The organism is Paenibacillus marchantiophytorum, assembly GCF_014640555.1.
GTDB classification, from domain to species: domain Bacteria; phylum Bacillota; class Bacilli; order Paenibacillales; family NBRC-103111; genus Paenibacillus_E; species Paenibacillus_E marchantiophytorum.
Genome location: NZ_BMHE01000046.1, coordinates 43,463 through 63,161 on the forward strand (window position 1 = coordinate 43,463; position 19,699 = coordinate 63,161).

At 43.3% G+C, this 19,699-nt stretch carries 35 protein-coding genes; 32 read left to right on the plus strand and 3 right to left on the minus strand.

The genetic code is table 11. The annotated features are described in order from the left end of the window. The first annotated feature begins 2 nt into the window (after nucleotides 1–2). The 29 genes from rplP (at nucleotide 3) to salA (ending at nucleotide 15,910) form a co-directional block, all read left to right on the plus strand. Nucleotides 3–437 carry a 50S ribosomal protein L16 gene (gene rplP, locus IEY34_RS28670; RefSeq protein ID WP_161407565.1) on the plus strand — a complete coding sequence of 145 codons (435 nt, stop codon included), beginning with the start codon at nucleotides 3–5 and terminating at the stop codon, nucleotides 435–437. After that, nucleotides 427–624, plus strand: a complete 198-nt coding sequence (gene rpmC / locus IEY34_RS28675) for a 50S ribosomal protein L29 (RefSeq protein ID WP_028557487.1) — start codon at nucleotides 427–429, stop codon at nucleotides 622–624. The genes rplP and rpmC overlap by 11 nt, the downstream gene beginning before the upstream one ends. 27 nt (nucleotides 625–651) lie before the next feature. Continuing rightward, nucleotides 652–915 carry a 30S ribosomal protein S17 gene (gene rpsQ, locus IEY34_RS28680; protein ID WP_079418009.1) on the plus strand — a complete coding sequence of 88 codons (264 nt, stop codon included), beginning with the start codon at nucleotides 652–654 and terminating at the stop codon, nucleotides 913–915. 35 nt (nucleotides 916–950) lie between these two features. Further along, nucleotides 951–1,319 (plus strand): 50S ribosomal protein L14, encoded by a 369-nt coding sequence (gene rplN / locus IEY34_RS28685; protein ID WP_028557485.1) that lies wholly within the window; start codon nucleotides 951–953, stop codon nucleotides 1,317–1,319. Between the two features lie 55 nt (nucleotides 1,320–1,374). Continuing rightward, nucleotides 1,375–1,728 (plus strand): 50S ribosomal protein L24, encoded by a 354-nt coding sequence (gene rplX / locus IEY34_RS28690; RefSeq protein ID WP_079418006.1) that lies wholly within the window; start codon nucleotides 1,375–1,377, stop codon nucleotides 1,726–1,728. 33 nt (nucleotides 1,729–1,761) lie between these two features. After that, nucleotides 1,762–2,304, plus strand: coding sequence for a 50S ribosomal protein L5 (gene rplE / locus IEY34_RS28695; RefSeq protein ID WP_189018549.1), 543 nt, complete (start codon nucleotides 1,762–1,764; stop codon nucleotides 2,302–2,304). A 36-nt stretch (nucleotides 2,305–2,340) separates the two neighbouring features. Next, nucleotides 2,341–2,526 carry a type Z 30S ribosomal protein S14 gene (locus tag IEY34_RS28700; protein WP_029196455.1) on the plus strand — a complete coding sequence of 62 codons (186 nt, stop codon included), beginning with the start codon at nucleotides 2,341–2,343 and terminating at the stop codon, nucleotides 2,524–2,526. 33 nt (nucleotides 2,527–2,559) lie between these two features. Next, complete coding sequence (gene rpsH / locus IEY34_RS28705; protein ID WP_056834171.1) at nucleotides 2,560–2,958, plus strand: 30S ribosomal protein S8; 399 nt, start codon at nucleotides 2,560–2,562, stop codon at nucleotides 2,956–2,958. A gap of 29 nt (nucleotides 2,959–2,987) precedes the next feature. Further along, entirely contained in the window at nucleotides 2,988–3,530 is a 543-nt protein-coding gene (gene rplF, locus IEY34_RS28710) for a 50S ribosomal protein L6 (RefSeq protein WP_047683181.1), read from the plus strand. A 101-nt stretch (nucleotides 3,531–3,631) separates the two neighbouring features. Continuing rightward, a complete protein-coding gene (gene rplR, locus IEY34_RS28715; protein WP_079417997.1) occupies nucleotides 3,632–4,000 on the plus strand; it encodes a 50S ribosomal protein L18 in 369 nt (122 codons plus the stop codon). Nucleotides 4,001–4,028: 28 nt separating this feature from the next. Beyond that, a complete protein-coding gene (gene rpsE / locus IEY34_RS28720; protein WP_189018551.1) occupies nucleotides 4,029–4,526 on the plus strand; it encodes a 30S ribosomal protein S5 in 498 nt (165 codons plus the stop codon). An 11-nt stretch (nucleotides 4,527–4,537) separates the two neighbouring features. Continuing rightward, nucleotides 4,538–4,726 (plus strand): 50S ribosomal protein L30, encoded by a 189-nt coding sequence (gene rpmD / locus IEY34_RS28725; RefSeq protein WP_079417994.1) that lies wholly within the window; start codon nucleotides 4,538–4,540, stop codon nucleotides 4,724–4,726. 35 nt (nucleotides 4,727–4,761) lie between these two features. Continuing rightward, complete coding sequence (gene rplO, locus IEY34_RS28730) at nucleotides 4,762–5,202, plus strand: 50S ribosomal protein L15 (protein ID WP_189018553.1); 441 nt, start codon at nucleotides 4,762–4,764, stop codon at nucleotides 5,200–5,202. After that, nucleotides 5,202–6,506 carry a preprotein translocase subunit SecY gene (gene secY, locus IEY34_RS28735; protein WP_079417987.1) on the plus strand — a complete coding sequence of 435 codons (1,305 nt, stop codon included), beginning with the start codon at nucleotides 5,202–5,204 and terminating at the stop codon, nucleotides 6,504–6,506. The genes rplO and secY overlap by 1 nt, the downstream gene beginning before the upstream one ends. Nucleotides 6,507–6,591: 85 nt before the next feature. Continuing rightward, a complete protein-coding gene (locus IEY34_RS28740) occupies nucleotides 6,592–7,242 on the plus strand; it encodes an adenylate kinase (protein WP_189018555.1) in 651 nt (216 codons plus the stop codon). Continuing rightward, entirely contained in the window at nucleotides 7,242–7,994 is a 753-nt protein-coding gene (gene map / locus IEY34_RS28745; RefSeq protein WP_189018557.1) for a type I methionyl aminopeptidase, read from the plus strand. The genes IEY34_RS28740 and map overlap by 1 nt, the downstream gene beginning before the upstream one ends. Nucleotides 7,995–8,004: 10 nt before the next feature. Beyond that, the gene (locus tag IEY34_RS28750) at nucleotides 8,005–8,310 is read left to right on the plus strand and encodes a KOW domain-containing RNA-binding protein (protein WP_373291365.1); all 306 of its coding nucleotides are present in this window, start codon (nucleotides 8,005–8,007) and stop codon (nucleotides 8,308–8,310) included. A 2-nt stretch (nucleotides 8,311–8,312) separates the two neighbouring features. Next, a complete protein-coding gene (infA, locus tag IEY34_RS28755; protein ID WP_009676800.1) occupies nucleotides 8,313–8,531 on the plus strand; it encodes a translation initiation factor IF-1 in 219 nt (72 codons plus the stop codon). 126 nt (nucleotides 8,532–8,657) lie between these two features. Further along, nucleotides 8,658–8,771, plus strand: coding sequence for a 50S ribosomal protein L36 (gene rpmJ, locus IEY34_RS28760; RefSeq protein WP_003333770.1), 114 nt, complete (start codon nucleotides 8,658–8,660; stop codon nucleotides 8,769–8,771). A 19-nt stretch (nucleotides 8,772–8,790) separates the two neighbouring features. Then, the gene (gene rpsM / locus IEY34_RS28765) at nucleotides 8,791–9,159 is read left to right on the plus strand and encodes a 30S ribosomal protein S13 (RefSeq protein ID WP_145669519.1); all 369 of its coding nucleotides are present in this window, start codon (nucleotides 8,791–8,793) and stop codon (nucleotides 9,157–9,159) included. An 18-nt stretch (nucleotides 9,160–9,177) separates the two neighbouring features. Beyond that, the gene (rpsK, locus tag IEY34_RS28770; RefSeq protein WP_189018559.1) at nucleotides 9,178–9,573 is read left to right on the plus strand and encodes a 30S ribosomal protein S11; all 396 of its coding nucleotides are present in this window, start codon (nucleotides 9,178–9,180) and stop codon (nucleotides 9,571–9,573) included. 126 nt (nucleotides 9,574–9,699) lie between these two features. Continuing rightward, nucleotides 9,700–10,644 carry a DNA-directed RNA polymerase subunit alpha gene (locus IEY34_RS28775; RefSeq protein WP_029196443.1) on the plus strand — a complete coding sequence of 315 codons (945 nt, stop codon included), beginning with the start codon at nucleotides 9,700–9,702 and terminating at the stop codon, nucleotides 10,642–10,644. Nucleotides 10,645–10,668: 24 nt separating this feature from the next. Beyond that, nucleotides 10,669–11,034 carry a 50S ribosomal protein L17 gene (rplQ, locus tag IEY34_RS28780; RefSeq protein ID WP_079417964.1) on the plus strand — a complete coding sequence of 122 codons (366 nt, stop codon included), beginning with the start codon at nucleotides 10,669–10,671 and terminating at the stop codon, nucleotides 11,032–11,034. Nucleotides 11,035–11,174: 140 nt separating this feature from the next. Beyond that, a complete protein-coding gene (gene truA, locus IEY34_RS28785; protein WP_189018561.1) occupies nucleotides 11,175–11,936 on the plus strand; it encodes a tRNA pseudouridine(38-40) synthase TruA in 762 nt (253 codons plus the stop codon). Between the two features lie 175 nt (nucleotides 11,937–12,111). Further along, nucleotides 12,112–12,549 (plus strand): 50S ribosomal protein L13, encoded by a 438-nt coding sequence (rplM, locus tag IEY34_RS28790; protein WP_079417962.1) that lies wholly within the window; start codon nucleotides 12,112–12,114, stop codon nucleotides 12,547–12,549. 18 nt (nucleotides 12,550–12,567) lie between these two features. Beyond that, nucleotides 12,568–12,960 (plus strand): 30S ribosomal protein S9, encoded by a 393-nt coding sequence (gene rpsI / locus IEY34_RS28795; RefSeq protein ID WP_189018563.1) that lies wholly within the window; start codon nucleotides 12,568–12,570, stop codon nucleotides 12,958–12,960. Between the two features lie 217 nt (nucleotides 12,961–13,177). Further along, nucleotides 13,178–13,870: a phosphoadenylyl-sulfate reductase gene (locus IEY34_RS28800; protein ID WP_189018565.1), complete on the plus strand. Its 693-nt coding sequence runs from the start codon at nucleotides 13,178–13,180 to the stop codon at nucleotides 13,868–13,870. 126 nt (nucleotides 13,871–13,996) lie between these two features. Further along, a complete protein-coding gene (cwlD, locus tag IEY34_RS28805; RefSeq protein WP_189018567.1) occupies nucleotides 13,997–14,752 on the plus strand; it encodes an N-acetylmuramoyl-L-alanine amidase CwlD in 756 nt (251 codons plus the stop codon). Nucleotides 14,753–14,812: 60 nt separating this feature from the next. Next, nucleotides 14,813–15,910: an iron-sulfur carrier protein/transcriptional regulator SalA gene (gene salA / locus IEY34_RS28810; RefSeq protein ID WP_189018569.1), complete on the plus strand. Its 1,098-nt coding sequence runs from the start codon at nucleotides 14,813–14,815 to the stop codon at nucleotides 15,908–15,910. 39 nt (nucleotides 15,911–15,949) lie between these two features. Here the strand turns inward: salA and gerD are convergent, their stop codons facing one another. After that, nucleotides 15,950–16,729, minus strand: coding sequence for a spore germination lipoprotein GerD (gene gerD, locus IEY34_RS28815; RefSeq protein WP_189018571.1), 780 nt, complete (start codon nucleotides 16,727–16,729; stop codon nucleotides 15,950–15,952). 136 nt (nucleotides 16,730–16,865) lie between these two features. On the opposite strand from gerD, the gene IEY34_RS28820 reads away from it, so the two are divergent. Beyond that, entirely contained in the window at nucleotides 16,866–17,462 is a 597-nt protein-coding gene (locus tag IEY34_RS28820; RefSeq protein ID WP_189018573.1) for a KinB-signaling pathway activation protein, read from the plus strand. A 36-nt stretch (nucleotides 17,463–17,498) separates the two neighbouring features. Here the strand turns inward: IEY34_RS28820 and pdaB are convergent, their stop codons facing one another. After that, a complete protein-coding gene (gene pdaB / locus IEY34_RS28825) occupies nucleotides 17,499–18,281 on the minus strand; it encodes a polysaccharide deacetylase family sporulation protein PdaB (RefSeq protein WP_189018574.1) in 783 nt (260 codons plus the stop codon). 117 nt (nucleotides 18,282–18,398) lie between these two features. On the opposite strand from pdaB, the gene IEY34_RS28830 reads away from it, so the two are divergent. Together IEY34_RS28830 and IEY34_RS28835 are read left to right on the plus strand one after the other, a co-directional pair. Further along, a complete protein-coding gene (locus tag IEY34_RS28830; protein WP_189018576.1) occupies nucleotides 18,399–19,010 on the plus strand; it encodes a stage II sporulation protein M in 612 nt (203 codons plus the stop codon). 149 nt (nucleotides 19,011–19,159) lie between these two features. After that, entirely contained in the window at nucleotides 19,160–19,390 is a 231-nt protein-coding gene (locus IEY34_RS28835) for a regulator of G-protein signaling domain-containing protein (protein ID WP_189018578.1), read from the plus strand. A gap of 95 nt (nucleotides 19,391–19,485) precedes the next feature. Here the strand turns inward: IEY34_RS28835 and IEY34_RS37020 are convergent. Then, nucleotides 19,486–19,699: hypothetical protein (locus IEY34_RS37020; protein WP_229757894.1), on the minus strand; the 214-nt coding region annotated here is incomplete at its 5' end.

Sequence of the window (19,699 nt, forward strand, 5' to 3'; positions counted from 1 at the left end):
TCATGTTAGTACCTAAACGTGTAAAACACCGTAAAGAACACCGCGGTAGCATGAAGGGTCGCGCTAAAGGCGGTACGGAAGTAGCTTTTGGCGAATATGGTCTGCAAGCGGTAGAACCGGCTTGGGTATCCAACCGTCAAATCGAAGCAGCTCGTATTGCCATGACACGTTATATCAAACGTGGCGGTAAAGTTTGGATTAAAATCTTCCCAGCTAAACCAGTTACACAAAAACCGCTTGAAGTTCGTATGGGTAGTGGTAAAGGTAACGTGGAAAAATGGGTTGCTGTAGTAAAACCGGGTAAAATTTTGTTTGAACTTGCTGGTGTAAGTGAAGAGGTCGCTCGTGAAGCGATGCGTCTTGCTGCTCACAAGCTTCCAATCAAAACGAAATTCGTGAAAAGAGAAGAAGTAGGCGGTGAAGCAAATGAAGGGTAGTGAATTCCGGAACTTAACCACTGCTGAAATTGAGCAAAAAGTTAATGGTTTTAAAGAAGAACTCTTTAACCTCCGTTTTCAACTAGCTACTGGTCAATTGGACAACCCGACTCAAATTCGTGATTTGCGTAAAGAGATCGCTCGTGCCAAGACTATTTTGCGTGAAAGAGAATTGGGGATTGGGTAACCAAATCTAGAAGGGAGGGTTCCTTAGATGGCTGAACGTAACGATCGTAAAGTCCTGATCGGTAAAGTTGTCAGCGATAAAATGGATAAAACCATTGTTGTTGCTGTCGAAACTTACAAAAAACATGATCTCTATCACAAGAGAATCAAACACACGAAGAAGTTTAAAGCGCATGATGAAAACAACCAAGCTAAAATTGGTGACACTGTGAAAATCAGTGAAACTAGACCATTGTCCAAAGATAAAAGCTGGAGACTGGTTGAAGTAATTGAAGTTGCAGTTGTTATCTAATATTATAGACATGAACCTCGAAAGGAGGGAATACGATGATTCAACCATTTACTCGTTTGGCTGTCGCTGACAACTCAGGTGCGAAACAATTAATGTGTATCCGCGTTTTGGGTGGTACTGGTCGTCGCGTTGGTCACATTGGTGATTTGATCGTCTGTTCAGTAAAAGAAGCAACACCAGGTGGCGTTGTCAAAAAAGGTGACGTTGTTAAAGCAGTTATCGTTCGTACGAAGAGCGGAGCTCGTCGTAAAGACGGTTCATATATCTCATTCGATGAGAATGCGGCTGTTATCGTGAAAGAAGATAAAAGCCCACGTGGTACACGTATCTTTGGACCAGTTGCGCGCGAACTTCGTGACAGAGACTTCATGAAGATCGTATCCTTGGCTCCAGAAGTTATCTAAGAACAGTTACGATGTTTGTTTTCCTAACGGGAAACCTCAGGAGGTGTAGAAGCTAATGCCAAGATTAAAAAAGAGATTAGAATCTCATAACAATAAACTGCACGTGAAAAAGGACGATACGGTTTTTGTGATCACGGGTAAAGACAAAGGTAAAAAGGGTCGCGTTATCGCTGCTTATCCTCGTCAAAACCGTGTACTAGTTGAAGGTGTAAACATGGTTAAGAAACATGCGAAACCATCTCAACAGAACCCACAAGGCGGTATCTTGAATCAAGAAGCTGCGATCCACGTTTCTAACGTGATGCTGATTGATCCTAAGAGCGGCAAACCTACTCGCGTAGGATACAAAGTATTGGATAACGGAACGAAAGTTCGTATCGCGAAAAAATCCGGCGAAGTTATCGATTAATACAACCAAGCATGGAAAGGAGGCCAATGAGTCATGGCAGTAAGAATGAAAGATCGTTATTTGAACGAAATTACTCCAGCGTTAATCCAAAAGTTTAACTACTCAACAGTCATGCAAGTTCCTAAAGTCGAGAAAATCGTTATCAACATGGGTGTTGGTGAAGCTGTTTCGAACTCCAAAGTACTTGACACTGCAGTAGAAGATCTTCAAAAAATCTCTGGTCAAAAACCAGTTGTAACTAAATCCAAAAAAGCAATCGCGGGTTTCAAACTTCGTGAGAATATGCCAATCGGCGTGAAAGTAACTCTTCGCGGCGAACGCATGTATCATTTCTTGGATAAACTCTTCAACGTATCACTTCCACGTGTACGTGACTTCCGTGGTATTTCCAACAAGGCTTTTGATGGCCGTGGAAACTACACACTAGGTTTGAAAGAACAACTCATTTTCCCTGAAATTGAGTATGATAAAATTGATAAAGTTCGTGGTATGGATATTGTTATCGTAACGACGGCTAAGTCTGACGAGGAAGCTCGCGAGCTTTTAACACAACTCGGAGCACCATTCGTAAAATAGGTCACCAGTCGTACCTATCAGGAGGTGTTATATTAAGTGGCAAAAACTTCGATGAAAGTCAAACAGCAACGTACCCCGAAGTTTAAAGTGCAAGCATACACACGTTGTGAGCGCTGCGGACGTCCGCATTCAGTGCTTCGCAAGTTCAAAATTTGTCGGATTTGTTTCCGCGAATTAGCACATAAAGGTCAGATTCCTGGCGTTAAAAAAGCAAGCTGGTAATCACCCTATTTTCGGGAAGGAGGTTTACACAAAATGGTCATGTCAGATCCAATTGCAGATATGCTAACTCGCATTCGTAATGCGAATATCGTACGTCATGAAACAGTTGAAATTCCCGCATCAAAAGTGAAGAGGGAAATCGCTGAAATCCTTAAAAAAGAAGGATTTATCCGTGATGCTGAGTACGTAGAAGATAGCAAACAAGGTATCATCCGTTTGTTCCTGAAATACGGTTCAAACAATGAGCGTGTTATCTCTGGTTTGAAAAGAATTAGTAAACCAGGTCTACGCGTTTATACAAAATCACAAGAAGTCCCTCGTGTATTGGGCGGATTAGGGATTGCCATCATCTCCACATCTAAAGGAGTTATGACGGATAAAGATGCTCGTCAATCCAAAGCTGGCGGAGAGGTTATCTGCTACGTTTGGTAATACAATTGTAATTGAATGGAGGTGCAAACATGTCTCGTATTGGTCGTAAGCCAATCACCATTCCAAGTGGTGTAAATGTAACACTAGACAATACTCAAATTACGGTAAAAGGCCCTAAAGGTTCTTTGTCCCGTGAACTTCATAAAGATATGAAAGTAAATGTTCTAGAAAACGAGATTTCCGTTGAGCGTCCTTCCGATAACAAACTCCACCGTTCCCTGCATGGTACAACACGTAGTGTTGTTGCCAACATGGTAAGTGGCGTAACGGAAGGCTTCACGAAATCTTTGGATCTAGTAGGCGTAGGTTACCGTGCAAACAAAAGCGGTGACAAACTAGTTCTCAACGTGGGTTACTCCCATCCTGTTGAAATCACTCCTGAGAACGGTATTGAATTCGATGTTCCAACGAACACGAAAATTATCGTTAAAGGTATCGATAAAGAATTAGTTGGTGCAATGGCAGCTAAAGTTCGCTCCGTACGTGAACCAGAGCCGTATAAAGGTAAAGGGATCAAGTATGAAGGCGAGCGCATCCTTCGTAAAGAAGGTAAAGCTGGTAAGAAGAAATAAGATCGTAAGATCGCGAGTAATAGCTAAAAGTTCTCTCGAGAGAGCTTGCTACGTAAGCATAAGCCTCGCATCATAAGATGATGAAAGGAGTGTAAGTATAGATGATTACTAAAAGCGATAAAAACAAAGCACGCTTGAAAAGACACCTTCGTGTTCGTAAGAAAATTGAAGGTACAACTGTTCGTCCGCGCTTAAACATTTTCCGTTCTTCCAAACACATGTACGCTCAATTGATCGATGATACAACGGGTGTAACAATCGCATCGGCATCGACTCAAGATAAAGATCTGAAAAGTGATATTGGTAACGGTGGTAACGTAGAAGCTGCTCGTAAAGTTGGCGCATTAATCGCTGAGCGCGCGAAAGCTAAAGGCTTTGACAAAGTGGTTTTTGACCGCGGTGGATACCTTTATCATGGACGTGTTCAAGCATTAGCTGACGCAGCTCGTGAAGCTGGACTAGAATTCTAGGAAAAACATATATAAGGAGGTAAAAGACTTGCGTATAGATCCTAATACTTTAGAGCTAACAGAAAAAGTCGTTAATATTAATCGCGTAGCTAAAGTAGTAAAAGGCGGACGTCGTTTCAGCTTCAGCGCACTTGTTGTCGTTGGCGATGGCAATGGCTGGGTTGGCGCAGGAATCGGTAAAGCTTCCGAAGTTCCTGATGCAATCCGCAAAGGCATTGAAGATGCGAAAAAGAACTTGATTCATGTTCCTATCGTAGGCACTTCGATTCCTCACCTTGTAACTGGTAAGTTTGGCGCAGGACGCGTCCTGTTGAAACCAGCTTCCCAAGGTACTGGAGTTATCGCAGGCGGACCAGTTCGTGCAGTACTTGAACTTGCTGGTATCGGCGATATCTTGACAAAATCCCTGGGTTCATCGAACTCCATGAACATGGTTAACGCAACGCTTGAAGGCTTGAGCCGCTTGAAAAAAGCGGAAGAAGTTGCAAAGCTTCGTGGCAAAACAGTTCAAGAGCTATTAGGTTAGGAGGGGTAAACATGGCGAAACAATTACAAATTACCCTAAAACGCAGCCTGATTGGCCGCCCTGAGACACAACGCGTTACTGTGAAAACACTTGGTCTGCGCAAGCTGCACCAAACTGTTCTTCATCAAGATAATGCTGCAATCAGAGGCATGGTTAATCAAGTTAGCCATTTGGTAGAAGTTAAAGAAATCGAAGCATAGTAACACATATTAAGATTTAGAGGAGGTGTGCAACGATGAAGTTACATGAGCTAAGTTCTGCTATTGGTTCCCGTAAAGCTCGCAAGCGTGTTGGACGTGGTACTAGTAGCGGCATGGGTAAAACATCAACTCGCGGACACAAAGGTCAAAACGCACGTTCCGGTGGAGGCGTTCGTCCTGGTTTCGAGGGTGGACAAAACCCGTTATACCGTCGTTTACCTAAACGTGGTTTCACGAATCGTTTCCGTACGGAGTACGCAATCGTGAACCTTGAAGATTTGAACAATTTCGCAGCTGGTACTGAAGTTACTCCAGAAGTTTTATTGGAGACTGGTATTGTTAAAGCTCCTAAAGACGGCATCAAGATTTTAGGAAACGGTGAAATCACAGTAAAATTAACCGTTAAAGCGAATAAGTTCTCTCAATCAGCGATTGAGAAAATCCAAGCTGTCGGCGGTCAAACCGAGGTGATTTAATGTTCAGTACCATAGCCAACATCTTCAAGGTAGAAGATTTACGGAGAAGAATTCTATTCACGCTCATTTTGCTTATCGTCTACCGCTTAGGCGCGTTCATTCCGGTGCCGAACATTAACACTGATGTTCTGAAACTGCAAGACCAAGCGAATCAGAGCGATGTCTTTGGTTTGCTTAACACGTTTTCCGGCGGTGCGCTCTTCCAATTCTCCATCTTCGCGATGGGAATTATGCCTTACATTACAGCTTCTATCATCGTTCAGCTTTTGTCCATGGATGTAATCCCGCGCTTCGCGCAGTGGGCAAAAGAGGGTGATGTCGGAAGAAAGAAGATGACACAGGTTACTCGGTACGGTACGATTGTGCTAGGTGTGATTCAAGCTTTCGGTCTTTCCATTGGGTTTAACCGCCTTTACAGCGGACTCGTGATTGATCCGGGCTTCACTACTTTTGCCATGATTGCTATTATACTGACAGCTGGAACAGCTTTCTTGATGTGGCTTGGTGAGCAAATCACGGAGTATGGGATTGGCAACGGTATTTCCATTATCATCTTTGCAGGTATCGTCGCGGCGATTCCTACAAGCATACAGCAAATCTACAAATCACTGTTTGCGACCGAAGGAGCTTTGTTCCTGAATATCGTGAAACTGATCATTATTGCCTTGGTTGTCATACTGATTATTGCCGGCGTCATATTCGTTCAACAGGGTGTTCGCAAGATACCTGTGCAATATGCCAAACGCGTAGTTGGTCGTAAAATGTATGGTGGTCAAACCACGCACATTCCACTTAAAGTGAATGCTGCTGGCGTAATCCCAGTCATCTTCGCCTTATCGTTGTTGATGTTTCCCCCTACCATTGCTAGTTACTGGAGAGGAAATGTCGTTGCAGAGTGGATTATTAATAACTTGAGTATTAACCAAACTGCACCACTAGCGATTGTCTTGTATGTACTGTTGATTATTGGCTTCACTTACTTTTATACCTTCGTTCAAATTAATCCAGTTCAAATGGCTGATCAGATGAAGAAAAATGGTGGGTATATTCCTGGTATTAGACCTGGTAAGACAACTTCTGTTTATCTGACTCGTGTAATGACTAGAATTACTCTTTCTGGAGCTCTGTTTCTCTCAGCAATCTCGATCCTTCCGATGTTATTCGGAGGACTTGCAGGTTTGCCTAGCTCGGTTCGGATTGGTGGTACATCTTTACTTATCGTAGTAGGCGTTGGTCTTGAGACGATGAAACAAATCGAGAGCCAATTGATTAAGCGGCATTACAAAGGGTTTATCAATAAATAGCTAATAGGTTCTGATGGGGCAAGTTATGCGACATCGGCACCTATTGTGCTGTTCGTAATGCCGAGTGCGATGGGAGGTTTTAAAGTTGAACGTAATTTTTATGGGGCCTCCTGGTGCAGGCAAAGGTACGCAGGCAGAGAAAATCGTTAGTGAATTTCAAATTCCTCATATTTCAACTGGAGATGCTTTTCGCTTGGCGATGAGCCAAGGAACACCACTTGGTGTTGAAGCCAAAGGTTATGTGGATAAGGGACTTCTGGTTCCGGATGAAATCACGAACGGTATTGTGAGAGAGCGACTTGCTCAACCAGATTGCGACAAAGGCTTTTTGCTTGACGGGTTCCCGAGAACCGTTGCTCAAGCAGATGCGCTTGCTGAAATCGTTGAATCCTTGGGTAAAAAGATTGAGATTGTTATTAATCTTTCCGTTGATCGCAGTTTCTTGCTTGCTCGACTAACCGGCCGAAGAATTTGTAAATCCTGTGGTGCTACGTATCATGTAATCTTCAACCCACCAAAGCAAGATGGCGTATGCGATAAATGTTCAGGTGAGTTGTACCAACGATCGGATGATACGGAAGAGAAAGTCGGAACACGTTTGGATGAATATATCAACAAAACGGCTCCGCTGCTGGATTACTACCAAAAGAGGGAATTATTGCGTGAGGTTAACGGGGAACAAGACATTCATGCGGTAACCGAACAAATTAGCTCACTGCTACGAGGTCTAGCGTAATGATCATTTGTAAGTCCGAGGTTGAACTAGACCTAATGCGAGAAGCTGGTCGTATCGTAGCCGAAACGCACCGCTTATTGGCAAGGGCGATTCGTCCGAACATTACAACGAAAGAACTTGATCAGATCGCAGAGGAATTCATTCGCAGTCAGGGAGCGATTCCATCTTTTAAAGGCTATAACGGTTTTCCTGGAAGCATTTGTGCTTCAGTCAACGAAGAATTAGTTCATGGTATTCCTGGTCCAAGAAAGCTGGTTGAGGGCGATATCATCAGTATTGATATCGGTGCTCAGTATAAAGGCTATCATGGAGATTCTGCTTGGACTTATCCCGTTGGTGAGATTTCAGAAACGGCCAAACGTTTGTTAGCCGTGACCGAAGAATCATTATACAGAGGCATAGCAGAAGCTAAACCGGATACTAGACTCTACACGTTGTCGCATGCAATCCAAACTTGTATTGAAGACGCAGGCTTCTCCGTGGTTATAGAGTATGTCGGTCACGGTATCGGAACGGATCTTCACGAAGAACCCCAAATTCCGAACTACGGTGTTCCTGACAAAGGACCTCGTCTCAAACCAGGCATGGTCCTAGCCATTGAACCCATGGTGGTTGTTGGCGAAAGATATGTCCAAACACTCGAAGACGATTGGACGGTTGTCACTTCGGACCGTACACTGTGTGCTCATTTTGAACATACGATTGCAATTACGGCAGCCGGTTATGAAATATTAACTTTGCCTAGATCGTAGGTGATGATGTGTGGATAAGTTGATTCCCAAAGTGGGTCAAATCGTAAAGGTGCTTCGCGGTAGAGATCCCGGAGAATATGCGGTCGTGATTGGCATTGTAGATGAGCGTTTCGTCTGGCTTGCAGACGGCTATCATCGCAAATTCGATCAACCAAAGAAGAAGAACCTGAATCATCTTCAATTACAAGAAACGATTAGCAGCGAAGTGGAGTCCAGCATTAGGGAAACAGGTCGTGTTACTAATGGGAAGTTGCGCTTCGCAATTGCCAAATTCGTTGAACTTATGCAAGATGAAGCACAAGAGAAAGGAGAATGACTGTGGCCAAAGAAGATGTAATTGAAGTAGAAGGTACAGTGATTGAACCTCTTCCGAATGCAATGTTTAAAGTTGAATTGGAAAATGGTCATAAAATCCTAGCCCATGTATCCGGAAAAATCAGAATGCATTTTATCCGCATTTTGCCTGGAGATAAGGTTACCGTAGAATTATCGCCTTATGATTTAACACGAGGCCGTATAACCTACCGTTTTAAATAAATGTTCGGCTTAGATGTAAGTTACTCTCTCAAGGCGTATGCTTACGAAGCAAGTTTTCTAACGAAAACGCAACATGGTGCTTACGATTGCAAGATTTCTTGAAGAAATCTTAAAGGAGGGCTTAAAATGAAGGTAAGACCGTCAGTAAAACCGATTTGCGAGAAATGCAAAGTTATTCGCCGTAAAGGTAACGTAATGGTAATTTGTGAAAATCCTAAGCATAAACAAAAACAAGGTTAAAAGGAGGTGCAATCTGTAGATGGCACGTTTAGCTGGAGTTGACTTACCTCGTGACAAACGAGTTGTAATCGCGTTGACTTACATTTTCGGTATCGGCACTACAACTGCTCAGAAAATTATCGCTTCAACAGGTATCGACGGCAGTACTCGCGTTCGCGACCTTACGGAAGATGAAGTGAGCAAAATCCGTGATGTAATCGACAAAACCCTTAAAGTAGAAGGCGACCTTCGCCGCGAAATTTCCCTAAACATCAAACGTCTTATCGAAATCGGATCCTACCGTGGTCTTCGTCACCGTCGTGGTCTTCCTGTTCGTGGACAACGTACTAAAACTAATGCTCGTACACGTAAAGGTCCTCGTCGTACGGTAGCTAATAAGAAGAAATAATAAAGGGGGTTAGAGCTAATGGCAAAACCTAAAAAAGTCGTCCGTACGAAACGTCGTGACCGGAAAAATATTGAGACTGGTGTGGCACACATCCGTTCAACATTTAACAACACGATCGTAACGATCACGGATCCGCATGGTAACGCAATTTCTTGGGCAAGTTCAGGAAACCTTGGATTCAAAGGTTCCCGTAAAAGTACTCCTTACGCAGCGCAAATGGCAGCTGAAAAAGCAGCTAAAGCAGCTATGGAGCATGGCTTGAAAACTGTTGAAGTTATGGTTAAAGGACCAGGAGCTGGCCGTGAAGCAGCAATCCGCTCTTTGCAAGCAGCAGGTCTTGAAGTAAACCTGATTAAAGACGTGACTCCGGTTCCTCATAATGGCTGCCGTCCTCCAAAACGTCGTCGCGTATAATTCAGGATCACTTTGTAGTATAATTATCCTAAAATCGTGAATAATGGTTGGAAGGATAGGCATACTATAGAATTTTGAAGCGAAGTATCCAGAGGGAAACGACGTATTGAATGGAGGGTACATTTCATGATCGAAATCGAAAAGCCAAAAATAGAAACTGTAGCATTAAGTGAAGATGGCGCTTATGGTAGATTTATCATTGAGCCGTTGGAACGTGGCTATGGTACAACCTTAGGTAACTCACTACGTCGTATCTTACTGTCCTCTTTACCCGGGGCAGCAGTAACCTCTGTCCAAATCGATGGCGTTTTGCATGAGTTTTCAACGATTCCTGGCGTGCTTGAGGATGTAACGGAAATTATCCTCAATCTGAAAGGTCTTTCGTTGAAAATTCACTCCGATGAGGAGAAAGTGCTTGAAATTGATGCTGAAGGAGAAGGCAACATCACGGCGGCAGATATTCGCGGTGATAGCGATGTGGAGATCCTTAACCCGGATCTACATATTGCTACCTTATCTCCAGACGCGCGTCTTCATATGAGGATTCATGCGGGCAGAGGTCGCGGTTATGTCCAATCGGACAAAAATAAGCATGAAGAGCAACCAATTGGTGTAATTCCAATTGATTCGATCTACACGCCTATTACCCGAGTAAACTACAGTATTGAGAATACTCGCGTCGGCCAAGTGACTAACTATGATAAGTTGACCCTCGAAGTGTGGACCGATGGAAGTATTCGACCAGAAGAAGCAGTGAGCTTGGGTGCCAAAATCTTAACGGAACATTTGAACTTGTTCGTCGGTTTGACGGATGAAGCCAAGGACGCTGAGATTATGGTGGAGAAAGAAGAAGATAAGAAAGAGAAAGTTCTAGAGATGACTATCGAAGAACTTGATCTATCCGTTCGTTCTTACAACTGCCTCAAGCGCGCAGGGATTAACACCGTACAAGAGCTTATTACCAAAACAGAAGAAGACATGATGAAAGTTCGGAACTTAGGTCGCAAATCGCTTGAAGAAGTTCAAGAAAAGCTCGAAGAGCTTGGTTTGGGTCTTCGTACCGAGGAATAGTCTTGTCAGAAGGAGGTTAATTCAATGAACTACAGGAAGTTGAACCGCGATTCCAGTAATCGTAAAGCATTATTCCGTGATCTGGTAACAGATCTGTTCATACATGAACGCATTCAAACTACAGAAGCAAAAGCAAAAGAACTTCGTTCTATCGCTGAGAAGTTAATCACTCTTGCGAAACGCGGAGATCTGCACGCACGCCGTCAGGTAGCTGCTTTTGTTCGTAGAGAAGCTGCAAACGAGAATCAAGATGCGATTCAAAAACTGTTCTCCGATTTGGCACCTCGTTACTCCGAGCGTCCAGGTGGATACACACGTATCCTTAAACTGGGTCCACGCCGCGGTGACGCAGCACCAATGGTTTACCTAGAGCTAGTAGATCGCGCATAAAACGGATGGGAAAGGGTGGACGGAATCGACTTCGATTCTGGTGAAGCCCTTTTTTTGCAGTCTATGCTCGGTCTCTCTAGGCTGAGTTTAGCTTAGGCTAAACACGGAGATGGGAAGGATGACTCATGGAGGAACAAGCCTTGAGAAATCTACGTTTTACCATTAGTTATGATGGTACGGCTTATTCTGGCTATCAGATTCAACCCAGAGCAGACACGATTCAGTATCGGTTAGAACAAGCTGTTCTGTTGTTGACAGGTGAGAGGGTGAAAGTCATCTCATCCGGGCGTACAGATGCCGGTGTACACGCGAAAGCTCAAGTTATTAATTTCACCACGAATTCCAAGATCCCCGTGGAACGGTGGTGTTTAGCTCTTAATGCTAGACTACCCAGGGATATTGTTGCACATACCGCGGAAGAAGTACCTCCTTCCTTTCATTCTCGCAAAGCCGCGAAACGCAAGACTTACTGCTATACGATTCGCTCGGCGCGCTTCCCTGATGTCTTTCACCGCAACTATGAATACCATCACCCTACGCATTTAAATGTGGAAGCCATGAGAGAGGCGCTCCCTTGCTTGCTAGGAGAGCATGATTTCACTTCGTTTTGTACGGTGAGAACAGATAAGGAAGTTAAGGTGAGAACTCTCTTTGAGGTTCGAATGGAGACAGAAACCGATGAGTTGTCAGCAACAGGCAAGGTTGGCAGAATCCGTTTAATAGTGGCGGGCAATGGCTTCCTGTATAACATGGTCAGGATCATCGCAGGGACGTTGATTCAGATCGGTGAGGGTAAGAGACCCAGCAGCGATATGCAGCGAATTCTCGAAGCCCAGGACCGCGCTGAGGCGGGCCCTACGGCCGAAGCCATGGGATTAACCTTATGGAAAGTCGAGTATTAAAAAGCCTCAAATACTACTTGATTCTTATCGATCTTTCGTGTAAAATATAACTTGGCGTTTCGTGATCGGCTACCCCACAGCCCCTGATCCTTAACAGCCATTGAAACCATCCATCACGAATGTAAGTTAACTATGATAACGATGTTATTGAGATATATTTTTAGGAGGACTAAGCATGCGCACCACATATATGGCTAAGCCAAATGAAGTTGAGCGTAAATGGTACATTGTTGACGCTGCAGGCCAAACACTTGGCCGTCTTGCAAGTGAAGTAGCTAGCATTATCCGCGGTAAGCACAAACCGGAGTTCACTCCACACGTAGATACTGGCGATTTCGTAGTTGTTATCAATGCTTCCCAAATTAAGCTAACTGGTAAGAAAATGCAAAACAAAATGTACTACCGTCACTCATTGTATCAAGGTGGTTTGAAAGTGACATCCGCTCAAGATTTGCTTAACAGCAAACCTGATCGTATGATCGAATTTGCCGTGCACGGTATGCTTCCAAAGAACCGTCTTGGTGATAGCTTGAAAACTAAGCTTAAAGTTTACGGTGGAGAAGAGCATCCACACCAAGCACAACTACCAGAAGTCTGGAATCTTCGCGGTTAATATAAGGAGGAACGTTTCGTGGCACAAGTTCAATATTATGGAACGGGTCGTCGTAAACATTCGGTAGCGCGCGTGCGTTTAATACCGGGTGAAGGACGTATCATTATCAATAAACGTGATCTAGATGAGTATTTCGGTCTAGAAACTTTGAAGCTGATCGTTAAGCAACCATTGGCACTTACTGAAACTGTCGGTAAATACGATGTTCTAGTTCTTGCAAATGGCGGCGGAATCAGCGGACAAGCTGGCGCAATTCGTCACGGGATTTCCCGTGCATTGCTGAAAGCTGATCCGGAATACCGTGGATCCTTGAAAAAAGCAGGATTCTTAACACGTGATTCCCGTATGAAAGAGCGTAAAAAATATGGATTGAAAGCCGCTCGTCGCGCTCCTCAATTCTCCAAACGTTAAGAAATTGCGCTTATGGCGCTCAAGAGAACCTTTCTGGCATTATGCTGGAAAGGTTTTTCTTTTTGTGTGAAATTCCGGCGTGGATTGTACGTTATCACTGATTCTTACGAAGTTTATACCAAAATGATAAAAAGTCATTGACAGTAGAAAGAACTCAGCTATAATTAACTTATAAATCTTATGATATCACTCGGGATTAAAACATGGAGGTTATAACATGAATCTTTTTGAAAAGGAAGCCTTTGTATCGAAAGCTGCGGAAGAATTTGAAAATCAGCCACCGGAAGCTATTTTGAAATTAGCCGTAGATACTTTTTCAAGTTTGACACTTGCTTGCAGCTTCGGCGCTGAAGATGTTGTGCTTGTGGATATGCTGCGAAAAATCAGTCCGAATGTTGATATTTTCTATTTGGATACGAACGTTCACTTTGATGAAACCTATGAAACCAGAGATCGTTTAGAGAAGCATTACGGGACTAAGTTCGTTCAAGTACTGCCTAAATTAACGCTTGATGAGCAAGCGGAGAAATTCGGCGATGAGCTTTGGAAAACGGATGCAAACCAATGCTGTAACATTCGTAAAGTGGATCCGCTTACAGATATTCTCAAAAATTATGACGCTTGGATTACAGGTATTCGCCGTGATCAGGCACCAACTCGTGCCAACGCCAAGAAAGTGGAGTATGACGTGAAATTTGGTCTGATCAAATTCAACCCATTAGCTAGCTGGACTACGGATGACGTATGGAATTACATTCGTGAGAATAATGTTATTTATAATCCATTACATGATCGCAATTTCCCCAGCATCGGTTGCACACACTGTACGCGTCCTGTCGCTGATGGTGAAGATCCGCGTGCGGGTCGTTGGGCAAGTCTTGAGAAAACAGAATGTGGACTTCATAAATAATTTTGAACTGGATGTTGGAGAAACGAAGTCTGACGATATTTCTGCTCAAGTGTGAGCAAGGTATATTTGTCCACCCTGTCCCATATAGATGATACAGAGTCTATGGGGAACAGAGGTGGATTTTTTATGCGCAAAAGAAAGAAGAGGTTGGTCGTTTGGCTGACTTTTAACAGTAGTCTTAAGCTTGTTCTATCGACCTTGTTGGTCGCTCTGGTCGTATTCATCTATGCCTATGAGCTGCCGGCAACGAAAACGTGGTCAGAGTGGAACTTGCCTTTGTCGGGCAAAACGATTGCTCTGGATGCGGGGCATGGAGGTCCGGATGGTGGTGCTTCGAGTAAAGATGGGGTTATCGAAAAGGATATTAATTTGGCCATCACATTGCAGCTGCGTGATTATATGCAGCAGGCAGGGGCGCTGGTTTTGATGACCAGAGAGACGGATACAGATTTGGCTGAACCAGGGACCAAAGGATATAGCAAGAGAAAGACGGAGGATCTCCATAATCGCGCTGATATGATCAATGAGAAGAACGCGGACATGTTCCTGAGCGTCCATTTGAACAGCATTCCCTCGCCCAAATGGAAAGGCGCACAAACGTTCTACTATGCGAATAATCCCAATAACCCTAACTTAGCCGGGCTCATTCAGCTTGAATTGAAGCGGAATCTAGAGAACACGGATCGTGTCGCCAAGCTGGCGGACAAGACGGTGTACTTGTTAAAAACGCTGAAAATTCCTAGCGCGCTAGTTGAAGTAGGATTTCTTTCTAATCCGGAAGAAGCGAGATTACTGGCAGACGAGAAATATCAGAAGATGGTGGCTGCCTCCATTTATCAAGGGGTATTGCGATATTTTGCTGGAGAAAAAGTGGGTTCCTAATCAGAATGTGATATAATGAAAGCCACAAATACGATGTCTGAATAAAGGTGTGGTGTGGCTATGATAACGAAGGAACAGCTATTAGAAGCGTTGAAACCTCTTGCGGAACCATCTTATAACAAAAGTGTTGTTGAACTTAATTTGGTTAGAGATATCTTGTTTAATGGCGAGAATGTATCTCTGAGCTTGATTGTTACGTCAGAAGATGAGGCTTATAAAGAAAAGGCCAAATCCTATATAGGGCAGACGCTTGAGAAATTGGGTGTAGCCCAAGTACATATCAGATTTAGACTAATGACGGATTATGAACGCAATCAAATCACTAATAATCAGGATACGACTCCTTCAACAGAGTCGAAACAGGATCAGCCTGTACAACCACCGATAGATCAGCCTATTCTGGGAGAAGCTTCTACGGTTGAGTTTATTGCCATTGCAAGTGGCAAAGGCGGGGTAGGAAAATCGACAGTAACCGTGAATTTGGCTGTAGCCTTAGCGCGACAAGGTAAGAAGGTAGGCATCATTGATGCAGACATATATGGTTTCAGTATTCCGGATATGATGGGGATTGAGGAACAGCCCAAGCTTGTCGAGAACGTCATTATACCGGTTGAGAAATTTGGTGTTAAAGTTATTTCAATGGGTTTCTTCGTGCAGGATAATGCCCCTGTCATTTGGCGCGGACCTATGCTCGGCAAAATGCTGCGCAACTTCTTCAATGAAGTCAGCTGGGGGGATGTAGAGTACATCCTGCTTGATTTGCCGCCAGGTACAGGCGATGTGGCACTTGATGTGCATCAATTGATCCCTCAAAGCAAAGAAGTCATTGTAACGACTCCTCATGCAACAGCTGCCTTTGTAGCGGCGAGAGCAGGGGCTATGGCTGTTCAGACCAATCACGAAATTCTGGGAATCGTCGAAAATATGTCTTACTATGAGAGTAAGGATGGAACGAAGGATTATGTGTTTGGTAAAGGCGGGGGAGCGAAACTTGCCGAAGATCTGCATAGTGAGCTGCTGGCGCAAATTCCACTAGGAGCACCTGATAATCATATTTCCGAGATTGATTACTCGCCATCCGTGTACAAGCAGGATTCCAAAACAGGTCAGCTGTACCTGGAGATGGCCGCGAATATCATCAGCAAACTTGCAAAATAAAATAAAAGGGCATTCGGAGATGATCCGGATGCCCTTATTTTATTGAGAATCAGAGGAGCCTGAATCTTTTTTCTTCTTCTTGTCACCTTGCTGCGCAGTGTCGCCAGAATCGGATTGACTTTTCTCATCTTTTTGCGTATCATCACTGCCTTTGCTGTCGCCGCTTGATTTCTTATCGGCGCTTTTGGCGGTTGGCATTTGTTCAGCTTTACTTTGCTGTGCAATGGCGGATTTAAGAAGTTCAACCATGTGTGCTCGGAAAAGAGGGCTCTGAATCGATTCTTCCATCACCGTCATCATTTGTTGGCGGTAGGAAGCTGTCTTCATGACATCAAGAACCATTTTCTCGTAATCAGGATTCTTCATCACTTCTACAAGTGATTTTTGATATTCAGGGTCTTTTAACAGCTCCTTGAACATCTGTTTGGTTTCCTTCTGAATCGCTTTGGCGAAATCGCCAGCAAACTGGGGATCTTTCATCATGTCCGTAAGGAACATATTATTTTCCTTGGCTGTCAGAACGTCCTTGACGGCCATTTGCAGCTGCAAGGACTCATTGGCCGAAAGCAGTTTGATCTGAGACTGACCGGCTATGCCATTGGCGCCTACGTCGCCATTCATAATACTGCGGTTGGCTGCGCTAATCGCCTTTTTACCATCGTCTGATTTCAAAATATCAAGCACCATGGTCTTCTGTTCTTTGTACGTATTAGCTTGCGATTGACCTTGTGATGAATTATCAGTCCCACACGATGAGAGAAGCAAAGCGATTGAAATGAACGGCAAGACTTGCAATTTTCTTAACCTGCTAATAATCATAAAAGCATGCTCCCTTCCCTAGCTTAATATTGTTAGTATGTGTGGTTAGGGACATATTATTAGGCAGTTTCATTGGCTTTTTATCTCAAACGTTGGTACAATTAACAATTAGAGTTGAAGTGTGGAGGTAATGATCTTGACGTTGCGTAAATGGTTTCACTTATTTTGGACAACACTACTATTAGGAATTATTGTATCTATAGGTATTGGTCTCATTTTACAATATTCCGACAAAGATTTTTCGGTCATGGGGTTATCGGCTGTAGGTTTTAATGTGTTAAATATGCTGCTGGGTGGGGCGACAATCAGTGTCTTGAGTCAAATGGGCTTTTTTGCCTACTTGATCGTAAGATTTATTGTCGCGGGCATTATCAAATCCAAGACAATCTGGAATTTATTGCAGCTAGCTATTGTGATTGTCGTATTATTTGATCTTGTGTACCTCCGAATGACGAATTTTGAAGGGACAGGCACTGTCTTTAGTTATATAGTCTTGCCTGTTATTATTCTACTTATTTCGTTGGGAGTTGCTTATTGGAAAGTCAGATTAACCAACCGCAATGCATTCATTCCGACCCTGTTTTTCATGTGCGCGGTATCTGTTTTGGAAGCAGTTCCTGCTCTGAAACTAGATAATGCAGCATCTAGCTTGTTTATGTTAGCCCCATTGCTTGTATGCAATGCATGGCAAATCCTGATTTTACATAAAATATTAGAAAACAAAAAGAGCTAATCATCTTAGCTCTTTTTTTATTGCATTGGTATCGCTCTATTGGATTTGCTTCATGGCACGGTCTTCAACGGGCGTCGTTTCTACTTTTGTTTGCTTGATTAACTCGCTGACAGTAACGAATTCGTAGCCCTTGGATTTCAATTGATCGATGATGACGGGCAAAGCTTCATGTGTTTGTTGGGAGGAGTCGCTGGCATGCAAGAGGACGATGTCGCCAGGATGCGCTTTGGTTACAACGCGATTGATAATCGTATCTACCCCTTTATTCAGCCAATCCTGAGAGTCAGTATCCCATTGAATCACGGAATAGCCCAGATCATCTGCAATACGCAGGACACGTTTGTCGAAATCCCCATTTGGCAGTCGGATCAAATTCGGCTCTTTTCCGATTAATTCTGTCAAAATTCCATGCGCTGTGGTAATTTGTTTGCGTATTTCTTCATCACTAAGCGTGCTGTAGTTATCGTGCTTATTCCCATGACTGCCAATTTCGAAACCGCTTTTCTTAATTTGCTCGACGATCTCAGGGTGATCCTTGCTCCATGGCGAGGAGAGAAAAAATGTGGCATCCTTCACCCCTTTGTCTTTTAAAATTTTCAGAATAGGCTCTGCTCGCTTGTCTCCCCAAGAAATATCGAAAGTAAGCGCAATAGCCTTTCTCTCTGTTTGCACACTATAAATAGCGGATGGTTCAGCAGTTGAGAAAACGGACACATTGCTTTGTTCTGAATAAACAATGGCGCCGGCGAACACGATGGCAAGCGCTATAAACACATATTGTTTAAATTTCCGGGCATTAACAACGAAAAAATAATTCATGAGCAGCGTGCACCTCCTTGTAAACCTTCTCCCCGTGGGCAAGGCTTGTATACTCTTTACTAAATAATGTATGCTCGTACACAGTACTTATGCTTCCGAAATTGGAGGAAATAAAAGATGACATTCAAACCATTGTTGCAACACTTTAAAGAAATGAAACATTATTTCATCGTAGTTGTCTTAGTCTTTGCATTCAGTTTCTATTTGGGCTGGTCCAATTCAAGTCAGTATTCACATTTCTTGGACGGACAACTGAAAGGGCTCAAAACCATCAGTCAATCTCTTAGCAATAAGGAGAACCCGCAACTGTGGTACTTTATTTTCATTTTTCTAAACAATGCGATTAAATCTGTTATTGTCGTATTTCTGGGGCTATTTGTTGGTGTGCTGCCGCTATTTATGTTAGTTGCCAATGGCATGATCCTTGGTTACGTACTCTCCTTGCAGACCAATGAAAGCACGCTCTCTATTGTCCTCAAAGGTATTCTTCCTCATGGCATTATTGAAATACCGGTTATCTTGTTGGCCTGTGCTTATGGGATCAAATTAGGAATGTTGGTTTGGAAATCAGGCATCCAACTTTTTGTTCCGGTAAAAGGGGGTACAGCTCGAGCTGAGCTTATAAAAGTTCTGCAGCTTACCAAGCCTCTTGCTGTAGTTATTGTTGTATTACTGCTGGTTGCAGCGGTTATTGAAAGTACGCTTACCTACTGGTTGGTTCATTTGTAAAATATTTTCAGAAGCTTGTCATAAAAATGGCAAAATCTGAGCATAACAGTAAAGCAGTAGGGAGGGGGCAGAATTAATATCTGCCTTTTCCTTATACCAAACTGATAGTGCCATAAATCTCTACAGTCGAGAGGGGTTTGGATGGATGTATGCTCGGATTTTTGTTCAATGAACGGGAATGCAGGGAATTAGATTATGTGCTTCGCAAAGAATTAGATGAAATGTTATTCGATCTTAATGACAAAAGAATGGATCAAGAAATCAAAGGGGCCATAGAATCCAGATATAAAGTGATCTTTCGGATGTATGCTCGCTTAGCGTCACCAAAGGAAATATCCAAGTATGCAAGAAACCGCAATCATCAGGCTCAAAAAAAATAGAGGGTTAGTTCTTGACTTACCCTCTCTTTCTATGGTATTTTATTACTCGCCCCTTCGAAAAGGCGGACAAGCAAGACCTTTGTTGGACAAGAATTTCAAAGTTCTCGAAAATAAAACTTGCATTGTAGATAGACGCTGTGGTATATTGAAAAAGTCGCCGCTAAACGGATGGCGATGAAATAACGAAAGAAATTGATCTTTGAAAACTGAACAACGAGTGAGTAAGCACGAACGAGCAATCGTTCAAAAAAGAGATTGTAAAATCTCGCTAGCAAGTCAATGAGCATTTCAGCTTTCAGATATATGGGT

What these genes read in the sequence shown, in the direction of transcription:
- rplP (WP_161407565.1), top strand. Translation starts at nt 3, where the DNA reads ATGTTAGTACCTAAACGTGTAAAACACCGTAAAGAACACCGCGGTAGC.
- IEY34_RS28835 (WP_189018578.1), top strand. Translation starts at nt 19,160, where the DNA reads ATGCTCGGATTTTTGTTCAATGAACGGGAATGCAGGGAATTAGATTAT.
- rplQ (WP_079417964.1), top strand. Translation starts at nt 10,669, where the DNA reads ATGAACTACAGGAAGTTGAACCGCGATTCCAGTAATCGTAAAGCATTA.
- rplE (WP_189018549.1), top strand. Translation starts at nt 1,762, where the DNA reads ATGGCAGTAAGAATGAAAGATCGTTATTTGAACGAAATTACTCCAGCG.
- rplM (WP_079417962.1), top strand. Translation starts at nt 12,112, where the DNA reads ATGCGCACCACATATATGGCTAAGCCAAATGAAGTTGAGCGTAAATGG.
- rpsH (WP_056834171.1), top strand. Translation starts at nt 2,560, where the DNA reads ATGGTCATGTCAGATCCAATTGCAGATATGCTAACTCGCATTCGTAAT.
- rpmC (WP_028557487.1), top strand. Translation starts at nt 427, where the DNA reads ATGAAGGGTAGTGAATTCCGGAACTTAACCACTGCTGAAATTGAGCAA.
- rplO (WP_189018553.1), top strand. Translation starts at nt 4,762, where the DNA reads ATGAAGTTACATGAGCTAAGTTCTGCTATTGGTTCCCGTAAAGCTCGC.
- rpmD (WP_079417994.1), top strand. Translation starts at nt 4,538, where the DNA reads ATGGCGAAACAATTACAAATTACCCTAAAACGCAGCCTGATTGGCCGC.
- rpmJ (WP_003333770.1), top strand. Translation starts at nt 8,658, where the DNA reads ATGAAGGTAAGACCGTCAGTAAAACCGATTTGCGAGAAATGCAAAGTT.
- pdaB (WP_189018574.1), bottom strand. Translation starts at nt 18,281, where the DNA reads ATGAATTATTTTTTCGTTGTTAATGCCCGGAAATTTAAACAATATGTG.
- rpsQ (WP_079418009.1), top strand. Translation starts at nt 652, where the DNA reads ATGGCTGAACGTAACGATCGTAAAGTCCTGATCGGTAAAGTTGTCAGC.
- cwlD (WP_189018567.1), top strand. Translation starts at nt 13,997, where the DNA reads ATGCGCAAAAGAAAGAAGAGGTTGGTCGTTTGGCTGACTTTTAACAGT.
- secY (WP_079417987.1), top strand. Translation starts at nt 5,202, where the DNA reads ATGTTCAGTACCATAGCCAACATCTTCAAGGTAGAAGATTTACGGAGA.
- salA (WP_189018569.1), top strand. Translation starts at nt 14,813, where the DNA reads ATGATAACGAAGGAACAGCTATTAGAAGCGTTGAAACCTCTTGCGGAA.
- rplF (WP_047683181.1), top strand. Translation starts at nt 2,988, where the DNA reads ATGTCTCGTATTGGTCGTAAGCCAATCACCATTCCAAGTGGTGTAAAT.
- gerD (WP_189018571.1), bottom strand. Translation starts at nt 16,729, where the DNA reads ATGATTATTAGCAGGTTAAGAAAATTGCAAGTCTTGCCGTTCATTTCA.
- rpsK (WP_189018559.1), top strand. Translation starts at nt 9,178, where the DNA reads ATGGCAAAACCTAAAAAAGTCGTCCGTACGAAACGTCGTGACCGGAAA.
- map (WP_189018557.1), top strand. Translation starts at nt 7,242, where the DNA reads ATGATCATTTGTAAGTCCGAGGTTGAACTAGACCTAATGCGAGAAGCT.
- IEY34_RS28830 (WP_189018576.1), top strand. Translation starts at nt 18,399, where the DNA reads ATGACATTCAAACCATTGTTGCAACACTTTAAAGAAATGAAACATTAT.
- IEY34_RS28800 (WP_189018565.1), top strand. Translation starts at nt 13,178, where the DNA reads ATGAATCTTTTTGAAAAGGAAGCCTTTGTATCGAAAGCTGCGGAAGAA.
- rpsM (WP_145669519.1), top strand. Translation starts at nt 8,791, where the DNA reads ATGGCACGTTTAGCTGGAGTTGACTTACCTCGTGACAAACGAGTTGTA.
- rplR (WP_079417997.1), top strand. Translation starts at nt 3,632, where the DNA reads ATGATTACTAAAAGCGATAAAAACAAAGCACGCTTGAAAAGACACCTT.
- IEY34_RS28775 (WP_029196443.1), top strand. Translation starts at nt 9,700, where the DNA reads ATGATCGAAATCGAAAAGCCAAAAATAGAAACTGTAGCATTAAGTGAA.
- rplN (WP_028557485.1), top strand. Translation starts at nt 951, where the DNA reads ATGATTCAACCATTTACTCGTTTGGCTGTCGCTGACAACTCAGGTGCG.
- rplX (WP_079418006.1), top strand. Translation starts at nt 1,375, where the DNA reads ATGCCAAGATTAAAAAAGAGATTAGAATCTCATAACAATAAACTGCAC.